Origin of the sequence: Paenibacillus sp. BR1-192, from assembly GCF_029542445.1 — a bacterium.
Lineage (GTDB): Bacteria > Bacillota > Bacilli > Paenibacillales > Paenibacillaceae > Paenibacillus_AQ > Paenibacillus_AQ lautus_A.
Map to the genome: position 1 here is coordinate 6,870,167 of NZ_CP120718.1, position 14,966 is coordinate 6,885,132.

The 14,966-nt window shown below is 52.1% G+C and carries 13 protein-coding genes; 8 read left to right on the top strand and 5 right to left on the bottom strand.

The genetic code is table 11. The features are described 5' to 3' along the window. Positions 1–125 precede the first annotated feature (125 nt). Both P0X86_RS31545 and rlmN read right to left on the bottom strand, forming a co-directional pair. Positions 126–596 (bottom strand): hypothetical protein, encoded by a 471-nt coding sequence (locus tag P0X86_RS31545; protein WP_015737927.1) that lies wholly within the window; start codon positions 594–596, stop codon positions 126–128. 149 nt (positions 597–745) lie between these two features. Next, positions 746–1,807, bottom strand: coding sequence for a dual-specificity RNA methyltransferase RlmN (gene rlmN / locus P0X86_RS31550; protein WP_015737928.1), 1,062 nt, complete (start codon positions 1,805–1,807; stop codon positions 746–748). A gap of 312 nt (positions 1,808–2,119) precedes the next feature. On the opposite strand from rlmN, the gene P0X86_RS31555 reads away from it, so the two are divergent. Together P0X86_RS31555 and P0X86_RS31560 are read left to right on the top strand one after the other, a co-directional pair. Further along, a complete protein-coding gene (locus P0X86_RS31555; protein WP_277747309.1) occupies positions 2,120–3,601 on the top strand; it encodes an NAD(P)/FAD-dependent oxidoreductase in 1,482 nt (493 codons plus the stop codon). Between the two features lie 59 nt (positions 3,602–3,660). Then, on the top strand, positions 3,661–4,266 hold the full coding sequence (locus P0X86_RS31560; protein ID WP_277747310.1) for a TetR/AcrR family transcriptional regulator: 606 nt from the start codon (positions 3,661–3,663) through the stop codon (positions 4,264–4,266). A gap of 90 nt (positions 4,267–4,356) precedes the next feature. On the opposite strand, the gene P0X86_RS31565 is transcribed toward P0X86_RS31560, so the two are convergent. Beyond that, on the bottom strand, positions 4,357–5,316 hold the full coding sequence (locus tag P0X86_RS31565; protein ID WP_277747311.1) for a metallophosphoesterase family protein: 960 nt from the start codon (positions 5,314–5,316) through the stop codon (positions 4,357–4,359). Positions 5,317–5,508: 192 nt separating this feature from the next. On the opposite strand from P0X86_RS31565, the gene P0X86_RS31570 reads away from it, so the two are divergent. From P0X86_RS31570 to P0X86_RS31580, 3 genes are read left to right on the top strand one after another with little or no spacing between them, the layout of a single operon-like run. Then, positions 5,509–6,279, top strand: coding sequence for a DeoR/GlpR family DNA-binding transcription regulator (locus P0X86_RS31570; RefSeq protein ID WP_277747312.1), 771 nt, complete (start codon positions 5,509–5,511; stop codon positions 6,277–6,279). Positions 6,280–6,282: 3 nt separating this feature from the next. Continuing rightward, on the top strand, positions 6,283–7,134 hold the full coding sequence (locus tag P0X86_RS31575) for a DMT family transporter (RefSeq protein WP_277747313.1): 852 nt from the start codon (positions 6,283–6,285) through the stop codon (positions 7,132–7,134). A 57-nt stretch (positions 7,135–7,191) separates the two neighbouring features. After that, entirely contained in the window at positions 7,192–7,995 is an 804-nt protein-coding gene (locus tag P0X86_RS31580; RefSeq protein ID WP_213580756.1) for an alkaline phosphatase family protein, read from the top strand. A gap of 21 nt (positions 7,996–8,016) precedes the next feature. Here the strand turns inward: P0X86_RS31580 and P0X86_RS31585 are convergent, their stop codons facing one another. Both P0X86_RS31585 and P0X86_RS31590 read right to left on the bottom strand, forming a co-directional pair. Further along, positions 8,017–8,547: a cysteine hydrolase family protein gene (locus P0X86_RS31585; protein ID WP_277747314.1), complete on the bottom strand. Its 531-nt coding sequence runs from the start codon at positions 8,545–8,547 to the stop codon at positions 8,017–8,019. Positions 8,548–8,752: 205 nt separating this feature from the next. Then, positions 8,753–9,232 carry a MarR family winged helix-turn-helix transcriptional regulator gene (locus tag P0X86_RS31590; protein WP_213580758.1) on the bottom strand — a complete coding sequence of 160 codons (480 nt, stop codon included), beginning with the start codon at positions 9,230–9,232 and terminating at the stop codon, positions 8,753–8,755. A gap of 496 nt (positions 9,233–9,728) precedes the next feature. On the opposite strand from P0X86_RS31590, the gene P0X86_RS31595 reads away from it, so the two are divergent. The 3 genes from P0X86_RS31595 (at position 9,729) to P0X86_RS31605 (ending at position 14,950) form a co-directional block, all read left to right on the top strand. Beyond that, complete coding sequence (locus tag P0X86_RS31595; protein ID WP_277747315.1) at positions 9,729–10,823, top strand: GntR family transcriptional regulator; 1,095 nt, start codon at positions 9,729–9,731, stop codon at positions 10,821–10,823. Positions 10,824–10,858: 35 nt separating this feature from the next. Next, positions 10,859–13,051 carry a GH92 family glycosyl hydrolase gene (locus P0X86_RS31600; RefSeq protein ID WP_277747316.1) on the top strand — a complete coding sequence of 731 codons (2,193 nt, stop codon included), beginning with the start codon at positions 10,859–10,861 and terminating at the stop codon, positions 13,049–13,051. 231 nt (positions 13,052–13,282) lie between these two features. Next, positions 13,283–14,950, top strand: a complete 1,668-nt coding sequence (locus P0X86_RS31605) for a spore germination protein (RefSeq protein ID WP_213580761.1) — start codon at positions 13,283–13,285, stop codon at positions 14,948–14,950. The last annotated feature ends 16 nt before the right edge of the window (positions 14,951–14,966 follow it).

The window sequence follows — 14,966 nt, forward strand, 5'->3', positions numbered from 1 at the left end:
GAATTTATCGGAATAACCAAGGGGGTTTTCCAATGTCTATTCTAAGGGGGGCACTTCAGAAGACAAAATGACCCTCGCAGGGGTCATTTTGCTGATTCGGGTTATAAAAATATCCCTGAAGCCGATCACTTGCCGTCCTCTTGACCGGTCCGTTCCTTCCCCTTCGCGGTTGCGGCGAACGATCGGGTCATCGTCTTGATCAGCTCCGCTTTGCGGTAACGCAAGGCGGACCAATCCTCGTCGATGGCGATCTGCCGAACGGGCTCATAGCCTTCGTCGGCAAGGATGCCCGTAACGCTCTCCCGGCTGCAATCGGAGTTCTTATACGTCTTGGACGTTTTCTTGGGGTAACACAGCCAGAGCAGGCCGTTATCCGCCACGGAGCCGGCTGCAATCTCGGCCAGCCGCCGTAATTCTTCATTGCTTGTCCCAAAGGCCTGCACGAAGTCGTAAGGTGCTTGCACAGGCTCCGTATGAACATCTCCCTGCAGGGAACTGATGACCTCTTGATAGGCCTGCGGTGCGTTAAGCATCAGAACCGGCTGGCCGAGGTCCTTGTACTGCAGCTTTTTGATGATTGGATGAATCTCCGGCATTTCTGCTCATTCCTCTCGCGATGGATTCGTATAGGCCACCTACCTGCCCAATTTAAGAAGAGCATACCCATACGAATGGATACGCCCTTACTTCTCGGCAACCCATGGTGCGTTGGTAATGCCTCCAAGAGATCCCCGTTGTCTGCTTGTTACTGAGCCTTCTTGATCTGCTTGCTGCGCAGCTGTCCGCAGGCTGCGTCGATATCCGTGCCATGCTCCAGCCGCACGCTGCAGCTGATGCCCTGTTTCTTTAAGGTATCGTAAAATGCGGTGATCGATTCCTTGGTGCTGCGCTGGTACTGGCTGTGCTCATCCACCGGGTTGTACGGAATGAGGTTCACGTTCGCCAGATTGCGGCGCTCGCCCACGAGCTCGGCCAGCTCGAGCGCATGCTCCCGCTGATCGTTCACATCCTTCAGCAGAATGTACTCCAGCGTGATGCGGCGATTCGTTTTTTCCAAATAGTAATCAATCGCTGCCATCAGCTTCTCGATCGGAATCGCTTTGTTGATCTTCATGATGCGGGTCCGGATCTCGTCGTTCGGCGCATGCAGGGAAATGGCGAGGTTCACGCCCAGATCGCTGTCCGCGAACTCGACGATTTTGTTAGCCAGCCCGCTGGTCGATACCGTAATATGACGCGGGCCAATCGCAAGCCCTTTATGATCCTTGATCACGCGGATGAAATCCGACATGTTCTCATAATTGTCAAAAGGCTCCCCGATCCCCATTACGACGAGATGGCTGACCCGTTCGCTGCTGCCTCTCCGATCCAAGTGAAGCTGAACCTGCATGACCTGCTCCACGATTTCCGCTGCGGACAAATCCCGGCTCTTCTTCAGCAACCCGCTGGCACAGAAGCTGCAGCCGATATTGCACCCGACCTGTGTGGTCACGCACACCGACAATCCGAATTTATGCCGCATCAATACGGTCTCGATCAGGTTGCCGTCCACCAGCTTGAACAGAAACTTAACCGTGCCGTCCAGGGACTCCTGCTTGGTATGCTCCTCCAAGGTCAGGATCGTATAATGTTCCTCGAGCAGCTGCAGACATTCCGGATGCACATCCGTCATATCGGAAAAAGACGTTACCCGCTTCCGATACAGCCATTCCCACACCTGCGTTGCCCGAAATTTCTTATGTCCACGCTCGCCTAGCCAAGCCGTCAACTGATCTAATGTTAATCCATAAATGGATGGTTTGTTCATTGATTGGTCCTCTTTCTATTCATAGTCCACTCCTTATTGTCCCAAAATTCCGAGGGGAACACAAGGGGAGTTATAGGCAATTCACGCTTCTTTGACACAAAACGGGATTGACATATCCAGGAAATCCCTTTATCTTATTATTGACTGACTGAATCAATCATAATTTAGGGAGACGGAAAGAATTACAACTTCTCGTTTATGCTTAGGGAGCTCACTCCCAGTCAGTCCGTCACCTTCGTCCAAATCAGAAAACCAGATTGTTTTTTTGTTTAAGATTGACTGATTAAATCAATCTACATTGGAGGTAATCAAATGGATTCCAAAGGAAAAGCGCTGATTCTTGGTGGAGGCATAGCCGGACTATTCGCCGCCAACGTGTTATCGAGGCATTATGAGGAGGTGGTCATCGCCGATCGGGATGAATTTCCCGCAGGTCCGGAGAATCGAGCCGGTACGCCGCAGGCTTATCATCCCCACCGTTTTCTTGAACGCGGTAAAATGATCGTTGAACGATGGTTCCCCGGCATAACCGAGGAACTGCTTCAGCAGGGTGCTCACCCCCGAGCGCAAAAGTCCGTTAAAATGACCAACCGTTTCGGCACGCTGGAACTGCCCGATGAGCCTAATGCGGGATGCAGCCGATCCCTGCTGGAGTGGACCCTTCGCAGCAGAGTGGCTACACTGCCAAACGTTACTCTCTTACCGAAACTGACGGCGCAACAATTGTTGTTTGACGCCGGCAAGAAGGCCGTTACCGGCGTTGTGTTCCGGGACAGGAACGTCAAGGAGCCGGCGCTCCTTCATATGAATGCGGATATCGTCGTGGATGCAAGCGGTCGCGGGTCCAAGCTGGCTGATTGGCTGCAGGACCTCGGTTATGCGATACCGGAGGCTGAACGGCTGCACATCTCTCTCGGCTACAGCACGCGGCATTATAAGGTGCCTGAGGAAATCCATGCGGCGTGGAGCACCATCGTGAACGAAGGAGACCCCGCTCTCGGCATCGGCACGGCCGTCTTCAATCCGATCGAGAATCAGCTTGCGGAGATCGTGCTGTATCGAGCGGGAGGGGCATCTTATCCGACAACCGAAAGCGATCTGTACAATCAGGAAGCCGAGGATCTATTCGGACCCGCCATCGGAAACTTGCTTGAGCAGCTGGAGCCTGTTTCGAGTCCGCGAGGCTACCGGATCGAAGAGTGCGTGAGACAGCATTTCGAGGAGATGGAGGACTGGCCCTCCGGTCTTCTAGTGCTTGGCGATGCCTTCTGCAGCTTCGATCCGATATTCGGCCAAGGCATGACGGTGGCGGCTATCCAAGCAGACACGCTGGACCGCTGCTTGCAGTCTAAGCAGGAAGGAGTCCTGCTTGAACAGGGATTCGAGCGTTCGGCACTTCAGGAGATTCAATCCGCCATAGAACCTGCATGGTGGCTTAGTGCAGCGGCCGATCTAAGATGGGCAGGCGTGAAATACGAAGGCCGACTGTCCGCCCAAGGGTTTTCTTTTGCCCAGAGGCTGTTCGACATATGCCAGGAACTGGCTTACAGCCACCACGACATGGCCGTATTTGAGCAGTACATGATGGTCACCGGCCTGTTCGCTTCGCCTAATGATCTGTTTAATGCTAAAAGCATCACCGCCATCGTGAATGCGGATCGTTCCGGACAGGGCAACGCTTGGCTCCATCAAGCGCTGGAAGAGGCCGGCGTGCCGCTGGAGGAGCTATTGGAGCAGATCATCCCCGCTTTCAATACGGAATTCCTGCCTTTAACCATGGGATTGCCCGAATAATCCAAATGCGTTATTGTGGATATCAGCAAGAGAATACCATGGTGAGGGATTGACAAGAAATGGCCCCGTTAAATGAAGAACAACTGCATCAAATACGCGACGAACGAAAAGAACAAATCATGCGAGCAGCCATCAAAGTATTCTCAAAAAGAGGTATTTTCGGAACCAAAATGAGCATGATCGCCGGCGAAGCCGGGGTCAGTCACGGCCTGCTTTATCATTACTTCAAATCCAAAGACGAGTTGTTCATTACGCTCGTACAATGGTCAATGGATGAGGCACGGCACGCGCTCTCCGACATCTATGACGTGCCCGGTACCCCTCTTGAGAGAATTACATTGCTGACCTCCATGATTCTTCAAGAGGACGATAATTCGCACTTCATGCTGATTCAGCAAGCACGCACCTCGGATGGCGTGCCGGAAGAGGCCAAACGGATTATCGAGAGCTATTCCATCCATGCCTTCGTGGATCAGCTCATGCCGCTGTTCGAAGCCGGACAGCAGGCAGGAGAGATCGCGGCTGGCGATCTGAGAGAACTGGCGGCCTGTTATTTATCCGTGCTGTCGGGATTAATGACGCTGAAGTCCCAGGAGGATCCGAGCTATGCGCCTCCTAGAGCGGAGCTGCTGCTGCGCATGCTTACGAACGGACAGGGAAAATAACGCAAACAGACACACCTCTCATGAAATGGCCGGGTTCATAACCGCCATGTTCATAAGAGGTGTGTTTGTTACTGCCGTGCGTGTCGTGTATCAGTCAGACGCCCCGGGTTCATGCTTCTCCTGCTCCCGGATCTGCGAGCCGTCGCTCAGCGTGATCCAGGTGTCGAACTGCCGCTGTCCTTCATGCAGGCGAATGACCCTTGCCCCCCGGAGCATGCCTTCGCGGCCATATGTGCCATACCCGGTCGCTCTGCCGTAGCAGAGGCGGATGCCGTGCAGTTCGCCCCAATAATCATTGATGTGATCATGTCCTGCGAACGTGCCCATCACATCCCCTTGCTCGAGCATCGCCGCGAACAGCCCGGTATTCACCTCCGGGCAACACACCCTCTCAAACTTGCTGCCATAACACGTCCTACGCTCCCACACCTCTCGATACTCCGGCAGCGGGATATGGAAAAAAGCCAATGACGGCAGCGGGCTCCCCTGATGCTTGGCGCTGTATGCCCGGGACGCCATTTCATACCACCGGATCTGGTCGCGCCGGATCCAATCGTACCCCGGAACTGCAGGGTGTTCGGATTCTCTCCCTGAGTCGAAGAAGTACAAAACGGCCGCCGTCTCTTCCCCGTTGCTGCCGTATAAAGGCAGCGTATAATTCCCTACGCCATGAATATCCGGCGAGCCGTGCTCTGCGCAATTATAAGCGTGCTGCATGGCGACATCCATCAGCTCTTCGCGCGTGACCTCGCCCTCCGTATCGTGGTTCCCGAATACGAAGGCCCAGCGGATTCCGCGGGACTCCACCGCAGACACGGCATCCTTGAAGGCCTGCGCCGGATCCTGGCACTTTCTATAACCGGTGTCGGCTTCGCCGGAATAAATAAGATCGCCCGTAAACACCACCAGATCGGGCTGCTCCAGGTCGAGCACCGTCTCCATGCAGCGCCTGCTCATCAGATCCTCCGGCTCCCCATTCTTCCAATGAATATCTGTAAACTGCACGATCTTGAAGGTATGATCGTCTCCGAATCGAAGAATCGGCTTCATCGCACATTGCCTCCTTTTACTTGGACATGTGGTTTTCATGTTGGTTGTTGTGGTTTTATGTGTATATTAGAGGAGAAAACGCCCCAAAGTCAATGATTTTTGTTGACATTGTCAATTATCCATCCTAATATAAGATCAAATCCACAACTTCGGTCATCATCAGTCATATATCACATGGAGGCGAATGCATTTATGTCCGTAACCTATGAGGAGCGCAGAGGGAAGATTTTGAATCAATTGGAGCTTGAAGGCAAGGTGAAGGTCCACGCCTTAGCAGAGCAGTTGGAGGTATCCGCCGAAACGATCCGGAGGGATTTGGACCGGTTAGAAAAAGAAGGCCAACTGCGCAAGGTTTACGGCGGCGCCGTCAAATCGCGATCCGGACATATCGAGCCGTCCTTCACCAGCCGTTCCCAGACATGCGCGGAAGAAAAAGCCGCGATCGGCAAACTCGCCGCCTCCCTTGTCAAGGATGGCGAAACCGTTCTGCTCGATAACGGGACGACCACGATTGAGGTCATGCGCTATCTTAAAGACCGGCCTGATGTCACGGTCATCACCCATTCGCTGCCTATATTGAACCTCGCAATAGAGATGTTTCAGGGGAGGATTATTTTTATCGGCGGAGATATGGACCGGACCAAGCAAGCGTCAACCGGACCTCTTACCGAAATGCTGCTGGAGCAGTTCAAGGTGAATAAAGCGTTTATCTCGGTTGGCGGGATCTCGTTAACCGATGGCATTACCGATTATGATCTGGACGAAGCTTATATCTCACGAAAAATGCTTGCGCGTGCGGAGGAAGGCATCGTTCTCGCGGACCATACGAAGCTTGGGGTAACCACGTTCTCGAAGCTCGCCAAGCTGGATGATATCTCCATGGTCATCACGGATCAAGGATGCTCACGGGAATGGATGGATAATCTGTCCGCCCGCGGCATCGAAGTGCTCATAGGACAATAGCCGATGGAGCTGCTGTCACTGTTGCTGGTGCTGTCTTCCGGACTGACCCATGCCCTCTGGAATCTGTTTACGAAGCGAAGCATTCATAAATCGGTATTTCTGTGGTGCATCCACTCCGTCACGTTGGTCTTTCTGATGCCTTATTTTATCGTGGAGATGTCGGGGCTGCGACTGGAACTGCCCGTTTACGGTCTTATGCTGCTGTCCATGACCATTCAAGGCTGCTATATCACGCTGCTCTCCAAAGCCTATACCTATGGCGACATGTCTCAAGTGTATCCTTTCATGCGGGGGCTTGGCGCCATGTTGACTTCGCTGTGCAGCCTCGTGCTGTTTCATGAACAATTAAGCACGGCAGGCTATATGGGGCTGAGTCTTATCATTTTTTCGCTGTTCGCTTTATCGGGTTTGAGGCTCAGGGGCCAATCCAGCGTAAACCCCAAAGCCTTGCTATATGCTTGTCTGGTCGGGCTTTGCATTTCCGGATATACCCTGACCGACAAAGCCATTCTGGATGCAGGGGTCTCCCCCGTCTCGCTGATCCAGTTATCCAACATCAGTTACTTCGTCGCCCTGGTCGTTCCCGTGGCGCTGTCCAGGCAGCTGACACGGGAATGGTCGGTGAACTGGCGCACGATTCTGCTGGGCTCCATCCTGGCACCGGGTTCGTACTTGCTGTTCCTGTTTGCCATGCGGCTCACCCCGCTTGCGCACATTGCCCCGGTCCGTGAAATCAGCACGGTGTTCGGCACCGTTCTGGGCATCATCGTGCTGCGCGAACAGCAAGGCTGGCGGCGAATCGTCATGTCGGCGCTTATCACGATAGGCATCATCACGATTGCCCTATGGGGGTAGGAATCGGCTGCATGAATTCACGAAGATCAAAATGTTCATACCGAGGAGGATCTATCGATGGCTAACCGTGTCGTTATTCTTGGAATTGATGGAGCAGGCGGGTTCATTCAAAACGCGGACGCTCCGCATATTCACGCTCTGCTGAAGGCAGGAGCATACTCTTACGATGCTCAGACCGTATATCCGAGCATTAGTGCCGAATGTTGGGGCTCGCTTTTATACGGCGTAAAACCGGATCGACATGGTCTTGATAATGACCGGGCGATCCACGGCAGGATTCCGGAGGACTTCCCCTATGCCTCGCTGTTCAAGCTGGCTCGCCGGCAATGGCCGGATGCCCCCTTGTCTGCATTCAGCTGCTGGGCACCGATCAACACGGGAATCATTGAGAATACGATTAACGTTCATATGGAATCCAAACCGGACCCCGAGCTGGCGGAGGCCATCGTCGATTATATTCATCAACAGCCCGATTTCAAGCTGATGTTCATTCAGCTGGATCACCCCGACGGCGCCGGCCACAAGCACGGATTCGGTACGGATCTGCAGCTGGAGCAAATTGCCGTAACCGATCAGTACGTAGGCATGATAGTCAAAGCACTCAAAGATCAGCAGCTGCTGGAAGACACCTGGATCCTTACGGTCACGGATCACGGCGGAGGAGGCGCACATCCTAACGATCACGGAAGTGATCACCCCATGGATATGACCATTACTTGGGGAATTACGGGCCCAGGCGTAAAGCCCGGCCTTATCGAAGCACCGATCGGCATCATGGACACGACCGTCGTCATCGGTCACGTCCTGGGACTGCCCGCTCAGCCTTGCTGGGAGGGAAAAGTGCCCGAAGGCATACTCTAACTCCAAATAAAAAGCCGGCGTTTACGCGCCGGCTTCTTCTGTACAAAGGGCTTCTTCCGTTGTCTTGATGTCCGCAAACCATCTTAGCGTTGCATTCACGTGATCGATGATCTGCTGCGCCGTTAACGCCGAATTGTTCCAGGTGCTGTGGGCATCGGACACCAGCGTGACATCATAGCCCAAACTGGATGCTCTCCGGCAGGTGGTATCCACGCATAATTCGCTTTGCATGCCCGCAAGGATTACATGCTCGATGCCCTGCCTCTTCAATTCATCCTCAAGCGTCGTATGGTAGAAGGAATCCGGTCTTGTCTTCTGAATGACGGTATCCGACATCGCAGGCGTGATCTCAGGATTAATCTTCCACGCCTCCGAACCTGCCTTCAACCCTTCGTCATTATGCTGGATGTAAATAACAGGAATGCCGCCGCTTCTGGCTTTTGCGATCAGCTGCTTGAGATTGTGGAGCAATCGATCTCCTTCGTACACCGGATCATTTACTTGAAACATCTCATTCTGCACATCAATGACCAACAGCGCGCTCTTCTTCAACTATAACAACCTCCCGTACAGATCATAATCATCCCTTTCCATTATAGAACGTTTGTTCCCGACTTGTATATCAAAATTTGTGTCTCATTCTTAAGGAGGGAGTTCCCTTCCACGCAAAAAAAGGAATCCGCTCTTAAGGGGACTCCTTATCATGGCTGATCGCCCATCCGGGTATCGCTATAAGAGCAGTGATGGTTCCTCTCCGCTACTCTTCTTCGACGCGAATCCGAGGGTTTGCCGACTTCTTCTTTAAGTTATACTGATGGAGCTTTCTCATGGTCTTGTAAAGCTGCTGTAATTCTTGGTCATCCAAAACATCAAACATGGAGGTTTGAAAATCCGACAGCAGCGGGATAATTTCTTCCAGCAAGGCTTGTCCCTTCTCGGTTAGCGAGATGTACTTCACCTTCCAATCCTGCTTGCGGACAATGAGGCCCAGCTTCTCCAGCCGTTTCACCATGTGGGAAACGCCGCCGCCGCTGATGGACAGATATTCGGCCAGCTCCTGCTGAGATAGAGGTTGGTGGGCCATGACCTGGATCAGCACGTCGAATTGGGCAACGGTAATGCAGAAAGGCTGCAAAAACTCATTCGAGATGTGATTGCCGATCTGCTGAAACCGGGTGATCCGAATCCATGACAGCATGGCTAAACGGTTCTCCTGATGAAATCCCAATTGCTTCATTGATTCCATTGACCTCCTCTATCGTAATCACAGTCAATTTATCACTCAAATGATATGCTGTCAAATCATGTACATAAAGCTGATACTAGCCAGCATCAAGGCTGCCAAGATGCAATATGCCAAGGGTCAGCATGATTACTAGAATAATAAATGTGCCGGAGCAGGTCCAACCCGCTGAATACATACAGCTTTATATTTGATATATCAAATATTCTTGATTTTTGATCAAAGGACATATCATTTAATCGATATTTCAGTGCTCATCTTCTCTATTTAGCTTGCTCGGCGGACGTTTCATTCCGAAGTATAACCAGGGAGACTATCCTTATAATAACAACCATACTTTAATAACCCCGTCTGACACATATCGGGAATTTCCAATCCAGCCTTTCCGTATGCTCAACCATAACAACCGTATCATCTTATTCAAATGCATCTTTAAACTTTGACATTCCCTCTGAAAAATGATATATCAAATTTAGCGAGGTGATCTCATATGGAACAAATTCCACTATATCAACATATCGTCAACGCTCTAACAGCCAAGATTGAATCCGGGGAGCTTCAGGCTGGAGACCAGCTTCCGACCGAAGCCGAGATTTCCAAGGAATATAAGGTCAGCCGGATTACATCGAAGAGAGCGCTGAACGAGCTGGAGAATGCCAAGCTGATTTACCGGATCCAGGGCAAGGGGAGCTTCGTAAGCGACGCTAAGGTTGATCACCGACCATTGAGCAAGACCGGCAAAGAGATTCTGCTGATTCTCCCGTTCGCCCATAATCCGGGACTCGGCGATTACGAGAAAGGCATCAATGAATATCTCGCAACGACCGACTATAGCTTGAACATTCAGTCCAACACGATTGTCGGGCAGCGCAAGCTGTTGGAGTCTGCGCTTCAAAGCGCCCATTCCGGATTGATCCTCTACCCGATCAGCAGCATCTCGGACCTTGGCATTCTGTATCAATATCACCTGGCAAAGTACCCGCTTGTGACGATGGACAAGTGCATTGAAGGCATCCCCTTCCTGTCGGTCGTCTCCGATAACTTTGGCGGCGGATATCAAGCCTCCAAACATCTGATCGAGAACAATCACAAAAAAATCGCCTTTATCTCCTCCTTGAAGGTAGAGAATTCCTCTTCCATCCGGGAGCGTTATTTCGGTTACTTGAAGGCTCTGTATGATTACAGCCTGATCGATTACAGCGTCAATGACTTGACCGACCGTTACTTAACCCATGACCACGACAACGGCAGAGAATACTATATTCAGTTTATTCAGTCCGTCGTGAACCAAGGAATTACGGGGATTGTGGCAGAGAATGACCTCATTGCGATCGAGATCATTCAAATCGCCAAGGAGTTGGGCTTGTCCGTTCCGGACGATTTCTCCGTGGTCGGTTTTGACGACATTCATCTCGCGAGCTTTGTTGAACCCAAGCTGACCACCATATCGCAGGATTTTGGACAGATGGGATATCAGGCTGCACGGAACCTCATATCCCTCATAGAGCACCCTCTGGAACACCCTCTTGAGAATGTGGTGATTCCCGTTCGGCTCATGGAACGCCAGACCGTGAAGAAGTTATAATCCGCCTATTCCTCAATAACAAAGGAGACTTTTACATGCTGAACTATGTCGATACCAGACAGGGCACCAACAACCAATATACCTTTTCCAACGGGAATGCACTCCCTTACACGGGTGTGCCGTTCGGTATGAACCACTATGTCGTGCAGACCAAAAACGAAGGAAGCTGGTTCTTCAACCCCAATGACCGCATCTTCCAAGGCATCCGCTTGACGCACCAGCCGAGTCCGTGGATGGGCGACTTCGCCCACTTCCTGATGACTCCGATCGCAGACGACAAAATCAGGGGCTCCGTCTTCACCTGCCAAAGCTCCTATCGTCCGGAGGAAGCGATATTCAAGCCTCATTATCTCAAAGTGAAGCAGCAGCGCTACAACATCACCACGGAGATGGTACCGAGCTGCTATGGCGCGTCGCTGCGCATCAAATACAATTCCGGGCAGCAGGCTGGCCTTGTGCTAAACGTCCAAAGCCAAAGCGAGTTCCGGGTGGATGCTGCCCAGCGCAAAATGACCGGTTATGTCAGCAACTTCGCAGACTGTCACGATAAAGGATTCCGCATGTACGTGGCCATGAGCTTCAGCAAGGACATGGATCTCTCTGCGACCGGTTACTACGACGCCGAAGGCCAGTTCTTCCCGGAGGTCGCTTTCGTCAATGCGGACCAGCATGTCGTCATTCGCTTCAAGGACTGTGAAAAGGGCACCCTGGATGTTAAGCTGGCGACCTCTTTCATCAGCCAGGAGCAAGCGGAGCTTAATCTGACTCGCGAGCTCGACACAACCTTGGACGAACAGAAAGAATTGGCGGCGGAAGCCTGGAATCATTACCTGAACAAAATCCGGGTCACTCACCCGAACGAGGAATATATGCGCACTTTTTATACCTGCCTTTACCGCATGTTCTTGTTCCCGCAAAAATTCTATGAGCTCGATGCCGATATGAAGCCGGTTCATTACGACACAACGGCCCGATCCGTCAAGAAGGGCGTGCTCTATACCAATAACGGCTTCTGGGATACTTACAAAACCGTATATCCGCTCTATTCCATCATCGCACCGAAGGAATATGAGGAAATGCTGGAAGGTTTCCTGAATTCTTACCGCGAGACCGGCTTCCTGCCAAAATGGCTGTCCCCGGATGAGCGCGGACTGATGCCGGGCACGCTTATTGACGCGGTCATCGCGGATGCGGCGGCAAAGGGACTCGCCCAGCATCTGCTGCCGGAACTGCTGGAGGCCATGCTGACCGCAGCCACCACGCAGAGCGGACAGAATTGTTATGGACGTCAAGGAACGCTGGACTACATCAAGTACGGTTACGTTCCGAGCAGCTATCATGAGAGCGTAAACCACACGCTGGATTACGCATACAGCGACTATTGCATCAGCCGCGTGGCCGATGTGTTGGGCCGGTCGGACATAGCCGCTCAGTACAGACAAAGCGCGCTCAACTATCAGAATATTTTTGATGCGGAGACCGGCTTCATGCGGGCCAAGGATCAGAACGGCCAGTTCCGTCCGAATTTCAACGACACGAGCTGGGGACTCGATTATGCCGAGGGAAGCGCTTGGCAAACCAGCTTTGCCGTATTCCAGGATTTCCAAGGCTTGATCGAAGCGTATGGTTCGAAAGAACGCTTTTTCGACAAAATTACCGAATTGTGCAACAAAGCGCCAGACTTCGACGTCCGGGGCTACGGCTTTGAAATTCATGAGATGAGCGAGATGGCCGCCATCGATTATGGCCAGCTGGCGATTTCCAACCAGCCGAGCTTCCATATTCCTTATCTGTTCAACTATGTAGGGCAGCCCGCATCATCCCAGGTGATCCTCAAACAGCTGATGTCGAACCTGTTCAACAGCGGCTTTGACGGCTTCCCGGGCGACGAGGATAACGGCAGCATGTCCGGCTGGTATGTGTTCAGCTCCATGGGCTTCTATCCGGTATGTCCAGGCAGCAATGAATATGTGCTCGGCATCCCGCTGTTCGACAGCGTGAGCATTGAGCTGCCAAACGGCAAACAGATGTCGATACATACCGACAACAACAATCCGCAGTCCAATTTCGTGGCGAACGTGCAATTGGAAGGACAGGATTACACTAAACTGTACATTACGCATGAGGATATTCTGGCAGGAAAATCCCTCGATTTCCGTCTTGGATTGGCTCCAAGCTACCGTCATTACAGTGCGGAGGAACTGCCGTTCTCGATATCGAAGAAGTAAGAGCTTCAGCTTAACTCGCATCATAAGGGCATCCCATCAGGTCAGCGGCCTGGGGGATGCCTTTTTTTGCGTATCCAGTTTTCCAGCGCCCATTCGTCATCATTGGAAGGCAGACCCGTGGGTCCCCTTCTCTAATATTGAAAATACAGGAATTTTCAAGATCGCCTCTGGTAACAATACACATGATTCGCATTATGACCCAATTGCTAAGAAACTGCGGGGTGATTATCGGTGTGGTCCGTCATTGCGTCTTATATTCCGAAGTGGACGATATTTTTCCAAGCCTTTCTGCTCTTTTTTGTCCCCGTCGTGATGCTGATGTTCTCCAAATGGTTTCACAAGTCAATCAACTCAAGCTTTTCCCTAAAGCCTAACATCCCCTCTTCACCCGTGAGGGAGGATAGCGTTTCGCCAGACGCTTCCCTAACGGGACTTTACGACACGGATATCACGTCGGTTCGCCAAGCGATCGGTGACAATGCGGACGTGGAAATCAGAGAATTTACGATACGGGGCACGCGAACGCGGGCGGTCGTCGTATATGTGGACGGATTGCTGGATAGCGACCTCATCGACACCCATCTTATAAGACCCCTGATGCTGGAGGGGGTTCCGGAAACGGAGCACGACAACTTTAATGATTCGAGCGATGCCATCAAAGCCTACATCAGCAGCCAGATGCTGCCGGTATGTGAGATTAAGCATGTTCGTCAATTATTGGACCTTGTACAAGCCGTTCTTGCAGGCACGCCCTGTTTATTGGTGGATGGAATGCAAGGAGCCTTTTTGGTGGGGTCGGCGAAGGGAAAAAGCCGAAACGTAGAAGAGCCTCTATCGGAAGCCCTTCTTCGAGGTCCCCGTATCGGATTTACCGAAAGATTGTCAGACAATACAGGCCTGCTTAGGCTTCATGGAAAAAATGAAAGTCTTCAGCTCACCCGATTCGAGGTCGGAAACCGGGTAAAAAAAGATCTGGTCGTCGCCTACATGAAGGACATCGCCGACCCCAATCTGGTGGATGAAGTCGTTACGCGCATCCGGAAAATCGAAATCGACGACCCGCTGGAATCGGGATACATCGAGCAATTGATTGAAGAAAACGTCATGAGTCCTTTTCAGCAAATCCAAAATACCGAGAGACCGGACAGGGTCATCGGCGCTTTGCTGGAGGGGCGGGTAGCCATCCTTCTTGACGGCACGCCCTACGCGTTAATCATGCCGGTCACGTTCAGCATGCTGCTCCAATCGCCTGAAGACTATTACGAGAGATGGATCTCGGGCTCCTTTGTCCGCTTATTGCGCTTTCTCTCCGCCCTTCTGGCGCTGCTGGCACCCGCACTGTACATTTCGTTTATTTCGTTTAATCCCGGGCTGATACCCACCAAGCTGGCGTTGACTATTATCGGGACGAGGCAGGGCGTGCCCTTTCCCTCGATCATCGAAGCGCTCATCATGGAGATCGCCATTGAAATTTTGCGGGAGGCCGGGATCCGGCTTCCGAAACCCATTGGACCTGCGATGGGCATCGTGGGCGGTCTGATTATTGGCGATGCTGCCGTAAATGCCGGAATTGTCAGTCCGTTTCTCGTTATTGTCGTAGCTGTAACCGCGATCTCCTCCTTCACGATCCCGGTCTACAGTGCCGGCATTACACTGCGCGTCCTCCGGTTTACCGCGATGTTCTTTGCGGCAGTGCTCGGTTTGTTCGGCGTCGTGATGTTCTTCCTTTTGCTGTGCAGTCATCTGGTCAGATTGAAGAGCTTTGGCGTGCCTTACGCAAGCCCCATGGTGCCTTACGGTATCAACGACTTGAAGGATTTCCTCATCCGCTTCCCCTTGAAGGTGATGAAGAAACGCCCCCGACTGTTAAAACCGCAGGATCCCGATCGTCGAAACTAATCATTCCAAGCACGAA

What these genes read in the sequence shown, in the direction of transcription:
- P0X86_RS31595 (WP_277747315.1), top strand. Translation starts at nt 9,729, where the DNA reads ATGGAACAAATTCCACTATATCAACATATCGTCAACGCTCTAACAGCC.
- P0X86_RS31600 (WP_277747316.1), top strand. Translation starts at nt 10,859, where the DNA reads ATGCTGAACTATGTCGATACCAGACAGGGCACCAACAACCAATATACC.
- P0X86_RS31565 (WP_277747311.1), bottom strand. Translation starts at nt 5,316, where the DNA reads ATGAAGCCGATTCTTCGATTCGGAGACGATCATACCTTCAAGATCGTG.
- P0X86_RS31575 (WP_277747313.1), top strand. Translation starts at nt 6,283, where the DNA reads ATGGAGCTGCTGTCACTGTTGCTGGTGCTGTCTTCCGGACTGACCCAT.
- P0X86_RS31560 (WP_277747310.1), top strand. Translation starts at nt 3,661, where the DNA reads ATGGCCCCGTTAAATGAAGAACAACTGCATCAAATACGCGACGAACGA.
- P0X86_RS31570 (WP_277747312.1), top strand. Translation starts at nt 5,509, where the DNA reads ATGTCCGTAACCTATGAGGAGCGCAGAGGGAAGATTTTGAATCAATTG.
- rlmN (WP_015737928.1), bottom strand. Translation starts at nt 1,807, where the DNA reads ATGAACAAACCATCCATTTATGGATTAACATTAGATCAGTTGACGGCT.
- P0X86_RS31590 (WP_213580758.1), bottom strand. Translation starts at nt 9,232, where the DNA reads ATGAAGCAATTGGGATTTCATCAGGAGAACCGTTTAGCCATGCTGTCA.
- P0X86_RS31555 (WP_277747309.1), top strand. Translation starts at nt 2,120, where the DNA reads ATGGATTCCAAAGGAAAAGCGCTGATTCTTGGTGGAGGCATAGCCGGA.
- P0X86_RS31545 (WP_015737927.1), bottom strand. Translation starts at nt 596, where the DNA reads ATGCCGGAGATTCATCCAATCATCAAAAAGCTGCAGTACAAGGACCTC.
- P0X86_RS31580 (WP_213580756.1), top strand. Translation starts at nt 7,192, where the DNA reads ATGGCTAACCGTGTCGTTATTCTTGGAATTGATGGAGCAGGCGGGTTC.